This is a genomic window from Prevotella illustrans (assembly GCF_017426725.1).
Taxonomy (GTDB): Bacteria; Bacteroidota; Bacteroidia; order Bacteroidales; family Bacteroidaceae; genus Prevotella; species Prevotella illustrans.
The window spans coordinates 1-21888 of record NZ_JAERMS010000017.1; the positions used below are offsets into that span (position 1 = coordinate 1).

Consider the following 21888-nt stretch of genomic DNA (forward strand, 5'->3'; position numbering starts at 1 on the left):
ATCGCTTATTTTCGTCCTTCTCTTTTCTTTTTCAAAATAATGCCACTTTTTTGATAGTATATGTAAAGATAATTCAGGGTGCGGTAGATATCATCGATACTTGTAAACCCTGTCCCCACTAATTTTCTACTGCTCCACAAAAACTCTGCTGCTCACCGTAAGTCTTCAATAAAGATATACGAAAAAGGATCACTTCTCACGAAGTAATCCTCTCAAAAAAAACAGTAATTAACTCAAAATTTATAATCTAATTTCTATTTACCTTTCTGATATTATTCTTTAAATTCATAAATCCGTATTTGCCATTTCCACCTCTTTTGCTTTTTTAAAAGCTAAAGGGAGAGCAAAAGGATAAAACAAATATCAATTATTTTGTAAGAAAGACATTGCTTATTAACTTTTACTGCTGCAAAGATAATAAAACATTTGTCTCATTCCAAATATTTTTCAAACAAATTATAAGCGTAGCACGAAAAATTATTATTTTTTATCACTAATCCATTAAATAATTAATCAAAACAGCATTATCCTGTCATAAAATTACATTTTTGCTGCTTTTTTATACTGATTAAAGAGCCATGCTCTCTGTTCCTCGATCGTAAGATTACTATTATCCAACTCTATTGCGTCATCAGCCTTACGAAGCGGTGAGACCTCGCGGTGCGAATCGATATAGTCGCGTTCCTCTACATTCTTGAGAATATCGTCGTAGTTGGCTTCCATTCCCTTTTCACGCAACTCCGCAAACCTACGTTGCGCTCTGACTTCAGGACTGGCTGTGACAAATATCTTCAACTCCGCGTCGGGGAAAACAGTCGTACCGATATCACGGCCATCCATCACAATCCCCTTCTCGCGCCCCATCTGCTGCTGCTGACAAACCATAGCCTCGCGAACAAAAGGCAACGCGGCAATCGGACTGACATGAGCGCTTACTTCAAGTCCACGGATTTCCTTTTCAACAAGTTCACCGTTAAGATATGTGTCCGGTCTACCCGTTGTCGGATTAAAACGAAATGTAATCTGGATTTGGTTCATCTGCTTTTGCAGTCGGGTTTCGTCAATAGAACCATCGCTCATGAACATATTGTGGCGCAAAGCGTATAATGTGACCGAACGATACATGGCACCTGTATCAACATACACATAACCTATCTCCTTAGCCAAGTCCTTAGCCATTGTACTTTTACCACACGACGAGTAGCCATCTATCGCTATCGTAATTTTCTTCATATATAATACTGTTTGTTTTAAAGCGAGAAAGCAACATTAAAGATTAACGAACTGCTATCAATATGATATTTCCCATAGGCCAGATTCAATTTAAAGCGCTCAAGGTTGAGCCCCGCGCCAAAAGAAAGGCCGGCACCATTCGTCACGCTCGTGTCTTCGGCCGACGAAATCCTCATCTCGTGTGCCCTTCTAAAGTTATAACCGGCCCCAATCCAAACGGAAGGAGACAACAATACGTCAAGTCCGGCTTTGCAATGGTCAATGAATTTATAGTTCCAATGATTCAAATCTACCAACGTAGCATGAACTCTGAAAGGAGTATTCACCAAATGCTTGGATACGCCGAACTGAATATCAACCGGCATACGCTCAAAGTCTTCATTAAAAGCTTTCAACTGACCTCCGAGATTTTTGGCCACCAGCGAGAACGACAGTTCATTGTCCGGGAGATAATAATTAAGTCCCAGATCAACTCCGGTTGCCACCGCGTGATAAGATCCTAATGAAGAGAATATCCATTTGACGGCAACACCGCCTGCCAAATAATCAGTAAGCAAATAAGAAAAATAACCTGTCAAGGCAATATCCTTGGCTGTAAAACTGCCTGTTATCACGCCTTGCTCATCCGTTTGCTTCATCGTACCATAATGAAGGTACTGCCCAGAGACGGCCCAACTGGCTCGTTCGGTAATATTCCGATTAAAAGCAGCGGCGGCAGCGTTAGCATCATGCATATAACGCATATAACTGAAAGAGACATTCTTGTCGTCTACAGCGGAAAGAAGAGCCGGATTATGGAAAATAAGAGATGCGTCATTATCAACCAACGATATATTATCACCTCCCAAAGCACCGGCATGGGCACTTACGGGCAACCTTAGAAAATTATATCCTGTCTGGCTTTCCTGCGCTGTTGCTTGTATAAAGGCAAAGCATAATAAAAGTGACAATCCTATCTTTTTCATCTATTTTCCCTAAATATTTGGCAAAGATAATGTATTTTTCAATTATATAGCTTAACTTTGTATTATTATTTACGCTGAAATAAAGGCGCAACAGATGGTTTATCGTGGATATTAAGAAATCAAGAAAGGCAGATCTGGAGCGAAAGCGAATAACATATTATCTGTTGGGAACCATTCTTGTTCTCATGTTATTCCTCACCGCGCTGGAATATACGAGCCACAACAATAACCGGGCAATGAATGAAGAGGTCTTTGATGATATGAGCGAAGACATCGAAATGCTGCCTGCCATCGACACGAAAGACATGATTGCGACTGCTCCTTCGCTTATTCCTTCAATAAGCCAAAAGGTAAAACCCGTTGACTCTCCCACTAAATTATCTCCTAAAATCATTGCGTCCGCCCTTGATAGGCTTACGGACAGCCAAGGTTCTGCCCCTTCGACAACCGATAACGAACAAACAGACGAGCAAGCCGTGTCACAAGTTGCGGTAGACAACGACGATAATCCACTTAATTTCAGAATCGTTGAACAACTCCCAGAGTTTCCGGGAGGGATGGTTGCCTTTGTGCAATGGCTCACCCAAAACCTCAATTACCCTGTCATTGCACAAAGACAAAACATAGAAGGCAAAGTCGTCATCTCATTTATCATCAATAAAGACGGCACAATCGTAGATTCTAAAATAGCCAAATCGGCACATCCTCTACTCGATAAAGAGGCCATGAGACTTATCAGAATCATGCCTAAATGGAAACCCGGCATGCAAAACAACAAGCCTTGCCGTACAATGTTTGCAATACCAATCAATTTTAAATTGTAAAAAACAACAGAAAATTATGACCGTTGAAGAAATCTTAGCCAGCCTAAACGAAAGTATTGACCTGCTGGCTTGTGACAAAAAGCCTACCGGACTCTATGAACCGATACGCTATGTGCTCAGTATGGGCGGCAAACGAACCCGTCCTATCCTGATGATGCTGGCCTATAATCTTTACAAAGATCATATAGAAGAGGTGCTCCCTTCTGCCATCGCATTGGAAACATACCATAATTACACGCTTTTACATGATGATTTAATGGATCAAGCCGACATGCGCCGCGGCAAAGCCACCGTACATAAGAAGTGGAATGCCAACACCGCCATTCTCTCGGGCGACTCCATGCTTGTGCTGGCCTATCAATACATGTCTCAATGCAACACAAAATTCCTCAAGGAAGTGCTTGATACGTTTACCCAAACCGCGCTTGAGATTGGCGAGGGGCAACAATTAGATATGGATTTTGAGCACAGAGACGACGTCACCGAGCAGGAATACATCGAAATGATTCGCCTCAAGACCAGCGTACTCTTGGCCTGTGCGCTCAAGATAGGCGCCATTTTAGCCGACGCTCCTCAAAAGGACATTGACAATTTATACAAATTCGGCGAACAGATAGGGCTGGCTTTCCAGTTACAAGACGACTATCTCGACGTCTATGGCGATTCTGCCGTATTTGGAAAACAGATTGGCGGCGATATCGTTTCCAACAAAAAGACATTCATGCTGATACAGGCCGTGAACAGAGCAACCGGCAATCAGAAAACCGAACTCAATCTGTGGTTGAATGCCAAGACATTTAACCGCGACGAAAAGGTTGCCGCCATAACAGCCATTTATAACCAATTGCATATAGACAGGCTTGCCCAAGAGAAAATAGAATATTATTTTAATGAAAGCAAAAGGTATCTCGACGCTATACAGGTAGCGGAAGAACGCAAGCAGGAACTTGCAAGCTACGTCATGCAAATGATGAACCGAAACTATTAAATAACAACTATAAACTTCTTTCATACGTGCCTTACAGAAGATTACCCAAAACAGACGCGGCTCGTCTCAAAGCACTGAAGACCTTACTCGACAGCGATGATATCTATACGGTCAGAAACCGGTTTATAGATTGGAAGATTCTGAACCGTGCGAAAACGGCTTTTGAACGTCTACAGACAGCTGTTGAACAATACCAGATCAGCTTTCAGACGCAAACGAGGCATAACAGCAAAATCGAAAAGCTTCAGCGAAACGCGACCATGTATGTCAGTCATTTCCTGCAAGTGCTGCTGATGTGCACCGAACGAGGCGAAATCAAACGAAGCCAGCTATCGCTTTATGGGCTGGAAACGGACGCAACGTGCATCCCGAATATCAAAACCATCGCAGGACTGCTTGATTATGGCCAAAAAGCCATACAGGGAGAGAAAGCACGAATCAAAGCGGGCGGACGCCCCATTTACAATCCGCCCATCGGTATTGTGGCAACTCACCTGGACATTTTCCGAGATTTTTATAATCAACAGCAACGCCTTTCGCGGCGCACAAGGCAAGACTTAGACGATTTGGTTCAACAACGCCCGGAAGTTGACAGCATTCTTCTCGAGCTCTGGAATCAGATTGAGGCACACTTTGCTCAAGAACCGCCCGAAATCAGATACGCTGCGTGCCGCAAACTGGGCGTGATTTATTACTATCGCAAGAACGAAGAACATTTATACTGACATGATTATAGATACACATAGCCACCTCGACGTAGCCGATTTCACGGACGATCTGCCACAAGTCATCAGTCGGGCGCAAGCCGCGGGCGTGGGTAAGATATTCATTCCGGCCGTTGACCTGCCCTCTGTCTCTGCCCTATTGGCTATATGCCGTCAATATCCCAACTACGTTTACCCCATGATTGGCTTGCAACCCGAAGAGGTCAGAGCCGACTGGAAAGAGGTTTTGCAGACCATGAAGCAATTGCTCGATGCCGATCGGGCCGACAGTCATCCGCAATTCATCGCCATCGGTGAATGCGGTCTTGATTTTTACTGGAGTCGGGAGTTTGAAAAAGAGCAGTTAGCGGCATTCGAACAGCAGGTTGAATGGTCTGTCGAAACGCGTCTTCCGTTGATGATTCACTGCCGTAAAGCCCAAAACGAATTGCTGTCTATCCTCCGCAAATACAAAAACGACCTGCCCGGCGGTGTCTTCCATTGCTTTACGGGAAATCAAAAAGAGGCTCAGGACTTCCTGAGCATGCCCCGTTTCATGCTCGGCATCGGCGGAGTTTCGACCTTCAAAAGCAGCCATCTGCGCGAAGATTTGCCGGCCGCAGTACCTTTAAGCCGAATTGTTCTGGAAACCGACAGCCCCTATATGGCCCCGGTTCCTTATCGTGGCAAACGCAATGAGAGCACGTTCATAACCGAAGTTCAGAAAACGCTCGCCACGAGTTATGGTGTTTCGGAAGAGCAGATTGCCACTATCACAACAGATAATGTCAAAACTGTATTTGGAGAATTTATTAAAGAATTTTAAATAAGCCCATTGGCTAATGAGTTTTTGCAAGAAAAGCTCTACTTTTGCACATCGATTTAGGAAAGGTGCTCGAGTGGCTGAAGAGGCACGCCTGGAAAGCGTGTAATCGTCAAAAGCGATTCGGGGGTTCGAATCCCCCTCTTTCCGCAGCGAAAGCAAGTCTTTACAAAAACATTGATTTGCGTTTCACCCACCATTTAAGGCAGTGGCATTAAACGATTGTTTAGTGCCACTGCTTTTTTTATCCTCCTTCAACAGATGCTTACGATAGTTTTTGTGAACAAAAACCTTATCCATTCTCTTCGTTTTTGTATAAAAATATTACCTCAAAAGCGTTCAAAAAAATGGCGCAAATAGCGTAATCATCGCCGCCTTTTTCGCTATTTGGGGCTGAAGACGCCCCCATGATGGCATGATTTTTATGTTTTAATGGGTCATTGCTATGCTTTTATCACCCCAAAGCTATGCTTTTAGCGCGTCAAAGTTATGCTTTCGCAAGGTAAAAGGGCCACTATGAGCGGGTAAAAGCTATGCTTTGACGGGGCCGGAAGGGGTAAATCGCAGGAGCAATTTAGATAAACGACTGATTATCAAACCAATACTAAAACCGCCGTAGAATCGCGTATTTCCGGCCAAAGTCTGATTATTTTGAAATAATGCCACTTTTTTCAGCCTTTTGTAAATTTATTTCAGCCCCGCAGAGAGCACAAAACTATCTTCCCATTTTTTATAATAACAAAGGCTGTTTATTTCTTACGACTGTATTAGCAAAAAAGTAAAACTTGAGAAAAGAAGAAGAATTAAAGAACGTAATTCGTTCCGGAACTTGTCGGATGAGCTTATGAGCGTCCGGAACAGCTTATAGAAAAGCGTTCCGGACGTTTCTGTTCTCATAATCGACATGCAGCTTATGCAGAAGCAGTTGAAAAGGAATAACCATCGACCACGGAGCCTTTATCTTGCCGTGAGTTCATATACACGACTGCAAAGTTTGTTGCCGGTAAAAAGCGGCAGGCCAACTGTCATCAGATAATTGCCCGAATAGGCCGTTACGCTGCCTTGTGATCCGTCGGCCCGATTGATTTCTTTTACATGATACGTGGCGGCCGGGTCGAGTCCCTCCATAACGACAGGATATAACTTCTCACTGTAGCGGGGGTAGACGTCGAAAGCGAAGACCACAGCCCGTAGACGATCCTTTGAAACATACATGGTAGAGGCATGATTGCCTTCGTAGGGCGAAATAAGCCGGTACTGGTCGCCTTCGAGTACGAGAGGCTTGAGTCTGTTGAAATCGGTCACCGACTGCTTACAGTAAGCCAGGTCATGCGCCGACATCTCATGTAAGTTGATATCAAAACCAAGTTTGCCCATCATGGCTACGTTCACTCTGAACTTTAAACTGGCATCTTTGTTCCACGAAGTAACATGCGCACACTGCACCTTAGCAGGGAATACCTGCGAATAACCCCATTGTATGAACAGCCGTTCCACAGGGTCGGTGTTGTCGCTGGGCCACATTTCTACAAAATACTTCAATGCTTCATAGTCGGTGCGCCCCCCTCCGCCCGAGCATAGCATCATGGGCAGGTTGGGATATTTGGCCTTAACGCGTTTGAGCACACGATACAATCCCTTCACATAATCTATGTAGAGATTGCTCTGAGAGGCTTTCTGGTAAGATGAATAAATGTTGGTGATGGGGCTATTGCAGTCCCATTTGAAATAAGCAATGTCGGGATAGCGGGTCATCAAACCATCGACCACGCCATAAACATAGTCCTGTACTTCCGGATTACCGAGGTCGAGCACAAGCTGGTTACGGAAATAATACTCCTCGCGGTTATCATATCTGATCACCCAATTGCGGTGCTTCTCGTAGAGTTCTGATTTGGGACTCACCATTTCAGGCTCAATCCAGAGGCCAAACTTCACACCCTGCCGCCGGGCTTCTTCGGTAAGTCCCCCGATACCATCAGGCAACTTGTCGGCTGTAACTACCCAGTCGCCGAGTGCCTGCGTGTCATTATATCGCTTATACTTGTTACCAAACCATCCGTCGTCGAGCAAAAACAGGTCTACACCAAGCTTTTTGGCATCGCCGATGAGCGAAAGTAGCTTCGGTTGGTCAAAATCGAAATAGGTTGCCTCCCAGTTATTAAGTAATGTCATGCGGTCGCCCAGACCGTCCTTCACCTGATAACGGCGGGCCCAATCGTGCAGACTGCGGCTGGCCGTGCCCGTACCATTCAGGCTGAGCGTGAAGATGAAGTCGGGGGTTCGGAACGTTTCGCCCCGGGCAAGGGCGTATTGCGAGGCGTAAGGGTTGATGCCGCTGATGACTCTCAGTCCTCCGATATTATCAACTTCAAACGTAAACCTGAAATTTCCGCTCCATGCCAGTGTCCCCACAAGTACCTTTCCCGCGTTCTCGGTCGCTTCCCTGTCAAACGAGAGCTGAAAGAATGGGGACGTAAACATATCGGCCCGTGCCCCCAGCTTGGAATCAACAACCTTCTTGCCGAAGAGTAGCTCCTGCGTGTGCCGATGCACTTCGCTCGCCCAGTCACCATCGTATTGGGTTAGGAAATATTTCTTTGAATAAAAATGAAGCATCGACGAGGCAAACTTTTCAAGCGTCACCTTGTTTTTATTGCTAATCTCCGTCCAAGTCTTGTACACATTTTCTTTCTCATAGGCCACATAGTGCATGGCCACTTCATCGCCGTACACAGGATCGGCAAGCCGGATTATCGTCTCAGTGTATCCTTCGTGACGCGTGGTTGCGTGCGACTTATATTTCAGTAGCGTTGACGTGTTGCCATCACTGTGATTGATGTGCAGTGCCGGTTCAAAATAATCCTCCATACCATGGGTGAGATAAGCCTCCTTGCCGAGAGGCAGAAGGGCGTAATCGGCAGCATTGTCCAGCTTTTTTCCGAAATAACTTTGATACAACCGTCCGTTGTCACCGATGGTGAACACGATACTGGTGTTTTGTGTCGCTACTACAACCTGCTCTTTTGCATACGTTGCACAGGTTGCCGAGAGCATTGCGAGCACGCTTAATAGTTTTGTAATCATTCGCATGTCAATATATAAATTATGTTTTGGTCTATATTGGAGAGAGTTATGTTCGCCTTTCGCGATTCTGTCGTTCAAAATCCTTGGGACTGATACCGAACTGCGTAAAGAATATCTTGCTGAAATAAGACGGCGACGATATTCCTACCATGTAACAGATGTCGCCGATGAGGTATCTTCCCTCTTGTATCAGCTCTGCTGCTTTTTTCAGTTTCACGGTACGTATGAGTTCTATGGGCGACATGTTGAACACCAGTTTTATCTTACGAAGCAGACTGGAGTGGCTCATACACAGCAGGCCGGCCATGGTCTCTACATTAAAGTTTTCCTCACCTATATGTTCTTCTATGATTTTAGTCACCTTCTTCATAAACTCTTCATCGGCCTTAGGCATGTGCATGTTGTCGACCGTGAAGAATGGCTTCTTCGAAAACGACTCGCGCTCGCGTTGTCTGTTCTCGAGCAACGAGCAGATAAGCTGTCTGAGATATTTGATGGAGAAGGGTTTCTCGATGTAAGCCTCTGCTCCGAGCTTCAGCCCCTTGATCTTGCTCTCCATATCGTTCTTGGCAGTGATGAACACAATAGGAATATGCGAAAGATCCAGATCTGTCTTTACGGCTGTGCACAGTTCGAATCCATCCATCTCAGGCATCATCACGTCGGAGACAATGATGTCGATCCGACTGTCAGCCAATCGCCTAAGCGCCTCAAGCCCATTGTGTGCTGTCTCTGTAGTGAACGACATGTTAATTTGTTCGGCCAGGAAATTCCGCATACTGTCATTGTCTTCTACAATGAGCACGGTGTAGCCTCCGCCTTCCTCACGAACCTGATTAGAGTTGTCGTCGAGCAGATAGTCGGACGTACCTATCGCCTGAAGGTTGTTTTGACGAATGCCATCCTTATTCAGCGGAAGAGTTAGGGTGAATGTGTTGCTGACAAGGTCGCCGTCATCAAGGATTATGGTTCCTCCAAGAAGTCTGGCCAGTGAAAGTGCCAATGAGAGACCGATGCCCACGCCATTCTCACCGCATACCGACTTGTCGACCTGATAGAATGGTTCGAAAATTTTCTTTCGTTCCTCTGGTTTTATCTTTTCGCCGTCGCTCACTACGCTCACCGTAAAGCAAGTGTCGTCGGCATCAAGCTTCACCGCGATAGTGCGCCGCGCATATTTCATGGCGTTGTTAAGCAGATTGCTGAGAATCTTGGTAACAGCCTCCTTGTCAATTGATGCCACCAGCGGCTCAGTGAACCTCACATCACGCGACAGCAACTTGCCGCGTAGCATGATGGTGGGCTCAAAACGATCGGCAGTCTCGTTAACCAATGCCGCAATGTTTACATTTTCGAATTTCAGTGTTAGGCGCTTTTCTCCTATTTTCTGAAAGTCGAGCAGTTGTCCGGTGAGGTTGAGCAACCGACGCGTATTCTGTCTCGTGACCTTTAGATAATGTGCAATCTTCGGATTTGTTGTGCCTATTTCCTCGATAGCCTCAAGGGGAGCGTCGATGAGCGCAAGCGGAGTGCGTATCTCATGAGCCACCTCGGCAAAGAAGTTTACCTTATTCTGATAGAGTTCTTTCTCTTTGCTAACGGTAAATAAGCGTTGTCGTTCGCGCCATTGTGCCTCTTTGTGGTTGCGATACCACCAGAACCAGCCGGCGATGATGGCGCAAACGAGTAGCAAATAGACCATATACGCCCAATCGGAACGCCAAAAAGGTGGACTGATAACGATGGAAAGTTCCTGCTGTGCCTGCTGACCGTGGTTCTCGGCACGCACACAAAGCTTGTAGGAACCCGGCTGAAGGTTGGCAAATGACACGCGGTTGTCGCTCATGCGCACCCACTCTCCATTGCCCGGCTCAAGACTATAGCTGTAATTTCCGCTGCCACCGGCGCCAAAGTCGGGTGATACGACGTCGAGCGAGAACGTTGCCATGTCGTAGGGCAGCACCAGTTTGCGAGTGAACATAATATTCTGTTGCAGCGGCGAATCCTCTGTTCCCGGAGTTATCTCGCGGTTGTAGACACGCAGTTGTGTAAAGTAGACAGAGGGTTCGGGCACATAGGAGTCTTCGAGTTCAGGGTCGAACGTGACGACTCCGCCAATGCAACCGAAACAGAATGTTCCATCATTTAACCTAATGGCCGAGTTATAGTTGAACTGGTTGCCGGGTAGACCGTCCTTGACGGTGAATACCTTTACGGCTCGGGTGTCAGGATTGAACCTAACAAGCCCTTTATTCGTTCCGAACCATAGGTTACCCTTCTTGTCCTCGAGTATGTTATAGGCTACATCATCGGGCAGGCCTTCGGCTATTCCGAACGTGGTGAAGCAATCTCTGGTTTTATCATAGCGACTGATGCCGCCACGATCTGTAGACACCCATATATTTCCGCGGCTGTCCTCCATAAATGCGCTGATGCTGTTAGAGCGTAACCCGTTGACAGAGCCTTCACTGTAGACGTAGCTTTTGAACTTGCCCGTGGCCGGCGTGTAGCGCCATATACCATTGCCCATGGTAGCAATCCACACCATGCCGTCATGGGCTTCGAAAAGAGAAAATATCCAGTTGAACCCCGTGTCATTCACTCGCACAAACCGTTCGGTGCCGGCATCGCGGCGATAGAAGGCATAACCCAGACCTACCCATTCGTTGCCACGACTGTCTTTGAGGTAAGCATATACACTGTTGTCGGTCTCTGCAATATCGAGCACGGAGCTTGTGCCACCCGCACCATTAATCTTCACGAGTCCTCCGCGTGAAAAACCGGCGTAGATGCTGCCCGTGTAAGCTGTGAGCATGAGCGTGGTGTGGCGAAGTAGTGGTGAAGCCGCCACGGGTCTGATAGACTGTGTTTGCGGGTTGAGCATGAACAATCCGTTGTCTTCTGTTCCTATCCAGACACTGTTGTCGCGGGCCTGAGCCAAGCTGCTAACCACACGACCGCCAAGTCCTGACCAGCGGCCGTAGGCCTGAAAGCTAAACTTGTTACGCGTCATATAACTTGCTCCGCCGTGGAGTGTGCCCACCCAGGCATCACCGCTGCGCCCTCTATACAAACAGTAAATCACATTGTCTGAAAGACTGAAGCTATTGAGCGGGTCTGTACGAAGCTGCGTCTCGGACCCATCCTGTTTGTCGATAACATACAGTCCATGCTGCGTTCCCACCCACATTTCATTGTCGAAGCACTGTAGACAACGTAGGTATACACGACCTTCTCCAGAGAAAGGGATCTTGACAAACTGCTTGTGGGCCTGCCTGTAGCGAAACAGGCTGCCACTAGCCGATGAGATAACGAGTGAACCATCAGTGTCTTCGCCGATGAACGACAGATAAAGACCATCGAGTGTCTGCCCGTCGTCAGCCACCACCTTATCGAAACGATTGCCTCGCTTGTCAAACCTATAGACGCCTAACCCCGTAGTAATAACCCATACGTCTCCGTTCCGGTCTACGCAAAGGTTGGAAGGATACTTTTCTTTGAAATGCCCTTTGGCGGGTAGCACCTGATAATAATCGACCTTCTGTCCCTGATAGCGGAACACCCCAAGATCGGGCAACAGTACCCACACGGAACCTCTGCCGTCGCCGGCGATGGTCTGCACCCAATTGTTAGGATACTTGCCAGTGACCTTATCCTTTATATCCATGAAGGTGAACTGATCGGTTATGGGGTCGTAGATATACACGCCTCGGTCTGTGCCCACCCACAACTTCTTCCGTTCGTCTTCGTAGAGAGCATCAATATTGTCGTTGCCCTGCTTTTTAAGCCGGTCATAACACTTGAGCCGACGCGTACCGATGCCGTCGTAGCGGTGCAGACCATTCTTCGTGCCGAGCCACACAAAGCCATAGCTGTCTTCGACGATACTCTTGACATTGCTCGATGACAAGCCCACATTGTAATTGGCATGCATGAACGAATAGTGTCCGCCTCCCCATGACGGGATGGTGGACAATAGAAAAGCGAACATGGCGATAATGATAACCACCATCCGATATGAAAAGACGCATTTCGTTTTCATTTCCATCAAGTTCGGAAAAGGTATTTCTTATACGTTACAAGAACTCAAACATTAGCATGACAAGTTTCTGCTGACAAGTATTTTCTTCACTATCGTGCCGCCCGACCCCAGCTTTATCTTCACCATATACACGCCGGGGACGCAACTTACAGTGAGCGATATGGCGGCACGGCCCACGAAAGGCTTGCCGCATACAAGCCGGCCTTGAAGATCATACATAAAAATGGATGCTATAGTCTCCGAAGCCTTGGCAGTAAGGGTTCCGAGATTATAGCCGACGGCAACCCCGTTGTCGTCGGCATGAATAGTTGTAAGGCCTGTTGGAGTGGTTTTGTCGATACGATACAGACGCACATCCGCCTTAGGCACGGTCAGATTGAAGCCGCTACCTGAAAAGTCTATGCGCTGACCAGTCCACAGCTCCTTGATGCTTCTCACGTTCGAGGGGTCTATACCAATACGGGCAAAGTCGACCGTTTTACTATAGCTGCCCATCCGATCGTAGTTGAATACTACGTAATAGAGTGCTTCTTTGGTGTCCAGCGTAAATTCGCGGTCAGCACCATAGCTGTATTGGTAGCGTTTAAACCGCACATCAAGTTTCCCTTCGACCGGACGAAACGAACGGCCTATACGAGCAACATCGTTGATGGCAGCGTTGGTAGCAATGCGTAAGGCAAGATCGCGTTCTGCTTGGCTGCCGGGGAAAGATCCCTTCAGACTGTAATTGTCTCCCAACAGCACGGTGCCCGTCATGGCACCCATGGTGTAGCGTATGCGGGCCGCACCCTCGCTCTCGGCCCGTGAGAGTACCAGATGATCCGGATCGTTATAGCAATACACCCTATCAAGCCACCATCCAAGATTCAGACTGTTGAGTGTGTACATGCTGTTATCAAGCTCTCCCCAGCTATCGCACGATATACGGCGGGCATGTCCCTTGGCCGGAAAGACGGGGGATATCGAAAGATCTACAAACATGCCCGCCTCCTGAGCTAAGCGTAACACATAATCCATGCCGTAGGAGTATGCCTGCATACCGGTGGTGACATTGGAATCATGATAGCTATCAGCTTCAAGTGTGCCGTTGTTGATAAAGTCGAGCTTGATATATTCGAACCCAAGACTTTTGAATTTCTCAAACCGCCTACGATTATACTCCTTAGTTGCGGGATGTGTGGGATCAAGCGCAAACGATGCTATTTTACGTTTCTTGCCATTGGCTGTAAGCACTATGTCGCTCCACTTGTAGGGACTTCCGTCATAAGGTGTGTGAACACCGAGTTGTTCCTCGTCAAGCCAGCAGGAGAAAGGTGTATGATAGATACCAGCCTTCTGCCCATTGGCCTTACACCGCTGGACGAAGATGCGTAGCTGGAAGTCAGTCATATTGTCCCAATAGGAATCGAGCACGATGTAGCATACCCCTTTCTCGTTTACAAAGTTGCGTGGCATCAACTGGTTTTTGAAAAAGTCAGCTACGTCAACCGCACCCTCATAATTCACATTCTCAGCCATACCGCCCCAGCTTTGCCATGCAAAAATGGTACCACCATTCCACTGCAACTTAGGAGTCAAAGCGGCCATGGCTTCTCCAAGGTCTTCAAAACCTGTGCGCCAGTCTGTATATAAGCCGAAGAAATATCGTGGAGAGCGCACCCGCTCACCCGAAACAGAACCATGGGTCATCACCACATAGCCGTTCTTAAACTGTACGTCGTTGGTACGGTCGTTCACAACGCCTGCAGCTACGACCAACTGTCCCACTCCGTTGACAGAACAAGGAGTAATGGTAATACCACTCTTCCATGTATCATGTTCGATGGAACCCACTACGAGCCCCAATCGGCTGTCGGCATTGTATGCTCCCGACACCTCACACGATGGATTTCGACCGGCATGGTTCCCGTTAAAGGGAATTGCCGCATAACCCGCCCAGTTGTCATTGTCATGAGGCATGTCATATATATAGTTGGTACTACCTGCGGGCAAGAACGTCGTTGGCGTTTTCGATACGATAGGAGCTATATAATTGGCCATCGTCGTACCACTCACTGCCACCAAAGCTGCTTCGACGACCATGTATTTCCTATCGTGATAGATGTAGAACGACTGCTCAATATTGTCTTTACCAACAAGACCTGAGTAAGTATAAGTATACTTGGTTCCAGTTCCAAACACATCGCTCACGGCTGTCTGGGCAAGGGTCACGATCGGATAGCTTGTCGATAGCAGTGTTTCAGGCTCACTATCATGTATCTTAGTCGATTTGTGTATCTCTACATACGCCCCTTTGACAATCTCCGTTCCATGCTGCGCATAAGAGAGCGTCTTACTTTGTTCATCGAATGTTATTTTCCACGGACCATCGCTGATGTCATGCTGTGCCCACACCATAGCAGGGAAGGCAAGAAGAGCGATGGTCAATAGCATTAATTCTATTACTTTCATTCAATATAAATATTTAATACGCTTGGAAAAGGCTATTTCTTTATTTTATAATCACCTTCTTCACATCAATAACTTTTCCCGAAACAGCTTTCACTACATAGACTCCTGTCTTAAGCCCCGTCCCTACCGAAGCTCCCGCCTTTACGCGAGCCTTCATAATATTTGTACCGGCAAGGTCAGTAATAACGACATGGGCATCGGCACTCACCGTTATCACTCCTTCCTTAACACTGATGAACAGAGACTCTCCGGCATTGGTCATATCATCGATACCCGTATTCTGGTCAGCTTTTGCAAAGAGGCTTGAAAGCTTGCAACCATCAATGGTCTGTACGCCCCATTCTTCTATATCAGCTGCATTAATTTTAAGCTTATAACTTGTGGTAGTGAGCGCAGCGTCTACATGGCCTAAATGTAGTTTGCCAGTTGCAAGATCGGCAGGTACATGGGTGATAATCTTTCCATTCTTGAGCTTCACATACAAGTTATAGCGCAAGGAAGCTGTGGGACTCTCACTATCAGAAGCTGCGTTCCATGAGAAAGTCACATTACCGTCGCCCGGCAACATCTTCAAACCTGTAGGAGCAGCAGGTGCTGTATTGGCTTTAACGCCCGCACCATTCCATACAGAAAAGTGCTTCGTCAGGAAACTCTTGTCGTTGTAACCCATCACAGCAAGGTCAATGATGCCATCGCCGTTATAGTCGAAAGCCGAAACGGCGGCACCGCCTCGCGCAACTTTATTCTCCGGGAGTTCATGTGAAGAGAAAGAAAGACCGCCGTTGTTGATAGCCACAACCATATTGCTTGTATTGCTTTCGCCTGTATAGATAATGTCAATCAGGCCGTCACCATTCACATCGGCCCAATCAACACCACCCTTGCAAGCACCGTTGGGATTGACAGCTGTCTTGGTTTGGAAGGTTCCGTCACCATTATTTTTAAACACATACGCCACCTTAGCCCATTTCTCGGGGCATGACTCTCCCGTGACAAAGAGATCAAGATAACCATCGTTGTCGAGATCGGCCAACATAATACCACCTTTCTCCACTCCAACAATATTCTCAGAAACTACTGTCGAGAAAGTTCCATCCCCATTGTTCTTATTAATCACGCACACGTCGTTGCTAATTTCATCAGACCATCCGCTCACAGCTACATCGGGATAGCCGTCATTATTGAAATCGCCAACAGCCATCGTACCGCCGCGTACTTTCGCAAGGTTTGAGTTACTCATTTTCGTGAACGTTCCATCACCGTTGTTCCTGTAAAGCACAGGGTTGCCTCCACTGTCTTTGGACAGAATGTCCTGTAAGCCATCAAGATCAAAATCAGCTGTAAGGGTCAGTCCTGTATAGTAACGTTCCGTGGTCTTCTCACCGGCATTTTCATCGTCATTAAGACTGAAATGGTCTTCAAGCGTGAAGTTTTCTACCTTTGTAAACGTGCCACCACCCCTATAAAGCAACGGTGTACCATAGCAACTCAGTAGAATATCGAGATTACCATCGTTATTATAGTCAAACACATTAAGGTTGCTCTCGTAAATATCCATATTCTCAAGCAGCGTGCTACCCTTGGAAAAGCCAGAGGCACTGCCCATGGCAATCTGCACTTTAGGCGCCCATCCGCCGTCAAGGTCGCGTCCTTTGATAATAAGATCCATATAGCCATCATTGTTGATGTCGGCAAACACTGCGCTTCCACGGAAGAAGCCTTCACTTATACCGTTGGGCAACACGACTTTGCTAAATGTCGGAACGGTACTTTGTGCTCCTGCTGTTAAAGCTACAGAGGCAAGCATGGTTAAAAGAAGTAACGATTTTGGTTTCATTGGTTTCTTGGTTTAAATGGTAGACATTGATTATATAGATTTTTCTTTTATCTATACCCTTCGTTCTGGTCTTTCTGCGAGATATCCGCATTCTGGTTGATCTCCGTTTGCGGTATAGGCCATAGGGCATTGAACGCCTGTATGGTGCCACTGCGCTTTGTCCATTTGTTGTGGGCTTGAGCAGCCTCAACAAGTTTGCCTGTACGCACAAGGTCGAACTTGCGCCAACGTTCACCAAAGAGTTCGCGCACACGCTCGGTCATGACGTCAGTGCGGAACTGGCTCTGACTCATGCTTTCGCTCCAGGCCTTATCGGCAGGAAGACTGTTTCCCCAAGCACGTGAGCGCACTTTGTTCACAACATTCACTGCTGCAGCTGTCTGTCCCTGTTCATTCAGACACTCTGCGTAGAGCAGCATAGCATTGGCATAGCGCAGATAAGGGATATTCTTGCCTGAGTGCCACATATTATTTATACCAAAGCTTGAGAACTGATCAGTACGATAATCTTCATACTTTTTGATGTGTGGCTTCAACTCATCGTGATCTTCACCGATGTTCTCCCATAAGCAACCGTTGAGTGTGGCCGCTATGCCCATGTAGGTATAATCGTAGCGTATGGAGATGTTCTTGCGCAAGTCGCCATCTTCCCAAATGCCACCGTCAGCAACCCCGCTATAAGCCCACTCAGTAGGAACGGCATGATCATAGCCTGCAAAATAACAGCCATCGCCTCCAAACGAATTTTGAGCAGCACGCGAACCAAGCTGAAATTGCAATTGATTGGGGTTTGTCTGTGGATCAAACTGCCATTCGAATATTGATTCTTTGGTATTGGGTTTCTCATAATCAAACAGGTCGGCATAAGCTACGAGCTGAAACGGCCCATCAACAACAACTTTCAATGCGTCCGCAGCCTTGGCAAAGTTGCGTAGTCCGGTATCTTCGGGGGCCGACATGTGGGCATACCCAAGCATCATACTGGCTGCATAGCGCGTGGCCCGCTGCGGTTCGTTCTTTTCCGGACAGTATTGTGCGGCATGTTCCAAGTCAGAAATGATAAACTGCCACACATCCTTGAGCGGCTTGCGCCCATATCCCAGCTCACCGGCACGGGCGACATCAATAATAGGAATACGTCCATAGAGCATCGTAAGCTCCATGTTAAGGCAGCCTCTAATGAAGCAGGCCTCACCATACATCCTTGCTATGTCTGCATTCTGAGATAGGTTGGCATCTTTGAGAGCATTGATAATCTTTGCAGCTTCTCCCACTGAAGGCCAACGCTTTTCCCAAGGCTCGGTAATGTAAGACAACTCGGCGGTGAGCAGAGCGTTATACATGTCAAGTGCGCCACGGCGGTTGTTGTCCTCCATGAGTGCCTGATAGGCTCCGGACTGAATCTCATCTGTCCCGACCATACACTCCCACAGATGACGATCCTTGAACACACCCTCCCAGTTGGAGTAGAGTTTTTTCAGTGTCGACTCAACCTTTGTCGTGTCAGAATAAACATCGGCTTCTGTAAGCGACGTCTTCGGCCTTTCATCAAGGAAGTCTCCACATGATGATAAGGCTATGACAAAAACGGCTATCAATATATTTTGTAGTTTCATTGCTTATTTTTTGTTGCGGTAGCCATTGTTATGGCCACCTGATTCGTTTAATATTTAGAAACTGAAGTTTAAACCAATAGTATATGACCTTGTGGGCGGGTAGTTGTAGTCGCCCTGTTCTGGGTCAAAGCCCTTGTAACCCGTGATAGTAAACAGATTACTTGCTGTAAAATAGAGTCGTACCGACTTCATGTTTACACTCTTAAGCCAATGTTGCGGCATATTGTAGGCCAACGTGAGAGTTCCCAGTCGCAGGTAGGAAGAACTTTGAATGTAGTGATCGGTCTCTCCAGCCTGAAACTTTGAATAGCCCTCTGTGCCTGCCATCACGCGCGGGAAGCGTGCGTTGGTGTTGGTAGTGCTCCATCGATCGAGCAAATCGGGTGAAGCATAGCTCTCACCCACTGAACTGACAAGGCCCTCATAGTAGGAACTGATGCGGTGTCCCCCGAGCGAATAGTTGAACACGGCATTGACCGTAAGTCCCTTCCAACTGAAATCAGTAGAGAATCCACCATAAGCTTTTGGATCAGTATTGCCATATATGTATCGGTCGTAGGCGTCTATCACACCATCGGGCTTGCCGTTAGGGCCACTAATGTCAAGCACGAAGAGGTCTCCCAGTCCCACTGTACGGCCGTTAAAGTTCTTGTTTTCCCACAGCTCGCGGTTGTTTTCGTTGGCAATTCCTCCTGATTTATAGGCGTAGACGTTGCTCAGCGACTCACCGATGAAGATATTACCCTGGCGGTTGGTACCATTCAGAATGTGATCTACGCCGCCATAAAGCTTTGTCACCTTATTGCGGTCGAGCGAAATATTCGCGCTGATATTCCACTGAAATTCCTCCGTACTGATCACTGCGGCCCGAAGCGTGGCCTCAAATCCCTTGTTGGTCAGCTCACCGATGTTCTCGGTAGTGTACGTATAACCGGAAGTTGTGGCCAGCGAGTGACTCATGAGAAGGTTGGAGTTCTTGATGTAATAGTAATCAAGGGACAGACTGACGCGATTTTTGAAGAATCCGACATCCAAACCCACATTGGTTTGCTTCTGTTTTTCCCATGTGAGGTTGGGCGTTCCGCGCCGACCATCTGTGCCATAATAAGCTTCGCCGTTCGATTGTTGAGGCAAATAGAGTGTGGCATACAGATAGTTATCGATATCTTGATTACCAACAACACCATAGCCGGTACGAACCTTGAGGCGCGAGAGTACGTCCTGCTGTGGGAAGTACTTCTCATTGGTAACGTCCCATGCCAGGGAGAACGATGGCATGAAGCCCCAGCGATGGCCCACGGCAAACTTTGACGAACCATCATAACGACCTGTTAAAGTCAGGAAATAGCGATAATCATAGTTGTAGTTGACCCTCCCTACAAACGACATGAGGGAACTGGTTTCGTAATCAGATTCTATTCCACGTGTTTTAGTATCGGCCGAAGCCTGAAGCACGTTGTAACCCAGTTCGTTGCCTGCAAAGCGACGGCCGCTGCCTTTGAGCACGCGGTAAGCGTAGCGCGATGATGACGTACCAACGAAGGCATTAAGGTTGTGCCTCTCTTTTATCTGCGTATCATAACTCAGGGTGTTGTCCCACTGCCACTGTGTCTCTGCAAAACGCTGTTGAGTAGCATAATTATCACCACCATAATAACGTGCAGCTTCCTGTATGGTGTTAGGAATAAACTGATTCCAGCTCTGCTCCGCACGGTTGACAGCCAATGTAGAGCGCAGGTTCAGCCCCTTGAGCGGATTAATATTAACATAGCTAGACGACGTGAAGTGGTAACGCTCGCGGTCGGTCTGTATGTCCATTGAATTAAATGGATTGAAATTGTTGTTATTGTCGCCACTGTCGTGTACGCGCCAATAAGTAAAGAGATAATAAGGTTTGTAGCGCGTGGCATCGCTCATGTAAGGCGCATAATCGATGAGAGGATTCGACTTTTGCAGTGCATGGTTATACACCGCGCCACTGGGTATCTTGTCTTTCATATATGTATATGACGTGTTCGTACCAATCTTGAGCCACGGTTTGATAGAACTTTCGGCATTGACACGACCATAATACTTGTCTTGCTCTGTACCCTTTACCACGCCGTCAAGACCACTATAGCCGAGACTGACATACAAGCTGCTACTATCGGAAGCCTTGGAGAAGCTCATACTATGGTTGTGCTCCATGCCGGTCTTCGTCACCTGCTTCAGCCAGTCGTAGCTCTTTCCGCTGCGATAGGTAGCCATCTCCTCTTCAGAGAAGATCGTTTTGGAACCCATAATTGTCTTATCCCAGTAGTCTTTCAGTTGTTCAGCCGATGCTTTCGGGTGGTTATAGGCATAACCGTTCATGTAGGCTTCGGCACGCAGGTCGAAAGTCTGTTGCGCGGTCATCGTTTTGGGGCGGTGTCCCATTGTCGAGAACGACACCCAGCCGTCGTACGCAACCTGCCCCGTCCCTCTCTTGGCTTTCTTCGTCGTGACAACAATCACACCATTGGCGCCTCGCGAACCATAGAGAGCCGTGGCCGAAGCGTCCTTGAGCACCTCTATCGACTCAACATCGTTTACGTTGATGGCATTATAAAAGCCAAACTGATTGTCCATAACCAGACCGTCAACAACATAAATGGGTGACGATCCGGAATTGATGGTGTTGGTTCCGCGAATCTTCAGCGAGCCGTCGTCGCTCGGCGTGACACCCTTAGTGACATAAAGACCTGCCACACGGCCTTGCAGTGCTTCGCTGATATTGGTGACAGGCTTCTCGGCAAGTACGTTGGCATCGACATGAGACACTGCACCCGTAAGATCGCTTTTCTTCATAAGCACACCCACCACGACCACACCGTCAAGTTGATTGTCATCGCTCTTCAGGATAATTCGCATTTTTCTTTGGGTGATGGCCTTCACTTCGCGGGTATTGTATCCAAGATACGACACCTCCAACGTTGCGCCTTGCTCTACGGTCAGTGCGAAATTGCCGTCAACGTCGGTTGGAGTACCGGCTGACGTGCCTTTCACTCGCACGGAAGCCCCGACAAGTGGTTCGGAACTTTCGTCCAAAACCTGGCCCACGACCTTCAACTGTGCGAAAGTTACCTGTGCGCACAACCATATCAGAGCCGACAAACATAGTAGTCTTCTTTTCATTATTATCATATTAGTATTTAACAAGTTTGAGATCAGCCTTTTAAAAGGAATATATTTTTAGGTTTAGATCTTATCCGCACCTTGCAAAAACAATCCTTTTCATAAGGCAAAATTAAACATTATATTCTCCCAAAAATAAAAAAAATATAGCAGAAATTACCAAAA

Annotated in this window: 12 protein-coding genes and 1 tRNA gene; 5 read left to right on the forward strand and 8 right to left on the reverse strand. The window is 47.1% G+C overall.

The genetic code is table 11. The features are described 5' to 3' along the window. Positions 1-540 precede the first annotated feature (540 nt). Both cmk and porQ read right to left on the reverse strand, forming a co-directional pair. Entirely contained in the window at positions 541-1233 is a 693-nt protein-coding gene (gene cmk / locus JHU38_RS06680; RefSeq protein ID WP_107581181.1) for a (d)CMP kinase, read from the reverse strand. A 17-nt stretch (positions 1234-1250) separates the two neighbouring features. Continuing rightward, positions 1251-2198, reverse strand: a complete 948-nt coding sequence (gene porQ / locus JHU38_RS06685) for a type IX secretion system protein PorQ (RefSeq protein ID WP_107581180.1) — start codon at positions 2196-2198, stop codon at positions 1251-1253. Positions 2199-2302: 104 nt separating this feature from the next. Here porQ and JHU38_RS06690 point away from each other — a divergent pair, with 104 nt between their 5' ends. From JHU38_RS06690 to JHU38_RS06710, 5 genes are all read left to right on the forward strand, one after another. Beyond that, positions 2303-3022: an energy transducer TonB gene (locus tag JHU38_RS06690; protein ID WP_107581179.1), complete on the forward strand. Its 720-nt coding sequence runs from the start codon at positions 2303-2305 to the stop codon at positions 3020-3022. 16 nt (positions 3023-3038) lie between these two features. Then, complete coding sequence (locus tag JHU38_RS06695; protein WP_107581178.1) at positions 3039-4010, forward strand: polyprenyl synthetase family protein; 972 nt, start codon at positions 3039-3041, stop codon at positions 4008-4010. A 26-nt stretch (positions 4011-4036) separates the two neighbouring features. After that, positions 4037-4735, forward strand: a complete 699-nt coding sequence (locus JHU38_RS06700) for a hypothetical protein (RefSeq protein ID WP_107581177.1) — start codon at positions 4037-4039, stop codon at positions 4733-4735. A 1-nt stretch (position 4736) separates the two neighbouring features. Beyond that, the gene (locus JHU38_RS06705; RefSeq protein WP_107581176.1) at positions 4737-5540 is read left to right on the forward strand and encodes a TatD family hydrolase; all 804 of its coding nucleotides are present in this window, start codon (positions 4737-4739) and stop codon (positions 5538-5540) included. A 59-nt stretch (positions 5541-5599) separates the two neighbouring features. After that, positions 5600-5687, forward strand: a tRNA-Ser gene (locus tag JHU38_RS06710). Positions 5688-6494: 807 nt separating this feature from the next. Here the strand turns inward: JHU38_RS06710 and JHU38_RS06715 are convergent. The 6 genes from JHU38_RS06715 to JHU38_RS06740 are packed head-to-tail and all read right to left on the reverse strand — an operon-like array spanning position 6495 to position 21723. Next, the gene (locus JHU38_RS06715) at positions 6495-8624 is read right to left on the reverse strand and encodes an alpha-galactosidase (protein WP_107581175.1); all 2130 of its coding nucleotides are present in this window, start codon (positions 8622-8624) and stop codon (positions 6495-6497) included. Positions 8625-8670: 46 nt separating this feature from the next. After that, a complete protein-coding gene (locus tag JHU38_RS06720) occupies positions 8671-12666 on the reverse strand; it encodes a hybrid sensor histidine kinase/response regulator transcription factor (RefSeq protein WP_158267266.1) in 3996 nt (1331 codons plus the stop codon). 51 nt (positions 12667-12717) lie between these two features. Next, positions 12718-15117, reverse strand: a complete 2400-nt coding sequence (locus JHU38_RS06725; RefSeq protein WP_107581173.1) for a T9SS type A sorting domain-containing protein — start codon at positions 15115-15117, stop codon at positions 12718-12720. 40 nt (positions 15118-15157) lie between these two features. Next, complete coding sequence (locus JHU38_RS06730) at positions 15158-16954, reverse strand: T9SS type A sorting domain-containing protein (protein WP_107581172.1); 1797 nt, start codon at positions 16952-16954, stop codon at positions 15158-15160. Positions 16955-17001: 47 nt separating this feature from the next. Continuing rightward, on the reverse strand, positions 17002-18570 hold the full coding sequence (locus JHU38_RS06735; protein ID WP_107581171.1) for a RagB/SusD family nutrient uptake outer membrane protein: 1569 nt from the start codon (positions 18568-18570) through the stop codon (positions 17002-17004). 54 nt (positions 18571-18624) lie between these two features. Then, positions 18625-21723 (reverse strand): SusC/RagA family TonB-linked outer membrane protein, encoded by a 3099-nt coding sequence (locus tag JHU38_RS06740; RefSeq protein ID WP_107582301.1) that lies wholly within the window; start codon positions 21721-21723, stop codon positions 18625-18627. Positions 21724-21888 lie beyond the last annotated feature (165 nt).

Excerpts from the sequence above, each read along its gene's own strand:
- cmk (WP_107581181.1), bottom strand. The coding sequence starts at position 1,233 with ATGAAGAAAATTACGATAGCGATAGATGGCTACTCGTCGTGTGGTAAA.
- porQ (WP_107581180.1), bottom strand. The coding sequence starts at position 2,198 with ATGAAAAAGATAGGATTGTCACTTTTATTATGCTTTGCCTTTATACAA.
- JHU38_RS06695 (WP_107581178.1), top strand. The coding sequence starts at position 3,039 with ATGACCGTTGAAGAAATCTTAGCCAGCCTAAACGAAAGTATTGACCTG.
- JHU38_RS06705 (WP_107581176.1), top strand. The coding sequence starts at position 4,737 with ATGATTATAGATACACATAGCCACCTCGACGTAGCCGATTTCACGGAC.
- JHU38_RS06715 (WP_107581175.1), bottom strand. The coding sequence starts at position 8,624 with ATGATTACAAAACTATTAAGCGTGCTCGCAATGCTCTCGGCAACCTGT.
- JHU38_RS06720 (WP_158267266.1), bottom strand. The coding sequence starts at position 12,666 with ATGAAAACGAAATGCGTCTTTTCATATCGGATGGTGGTTATCATTATC.
- JHU38_RS06725 (WP_107581173.1), bottom strand. The coding sequence starts at position 15,117 with ATGAAAGTAATAGAATTAATGCTATTGACCATCGCTCTTCTTGCCTTC.
- JHU38_RS06730 (WP_107581172.1), bottom strand. The coding sequence starts at position 16,954 with ATGAAACCAAAATCGTTACTTCTTTTAACCATGCTTGCCTCTGTAGCT.
- JHU38_RS06735 (WP_107581171.1), bottom strand. The coding sequence starts at position 18,570 with ATGAAACTACAAAATATATTGATAGCCGTTTTTGTCATAGCCTTATCA.
- JHU38_RS06740 (WP_107582301.1), bottom strand. The coding sequence starts at position 21,723 with ATGAAAAGAAGACTACTATGTTTGTCGGCTCTGATATGGTTGTGCGCA.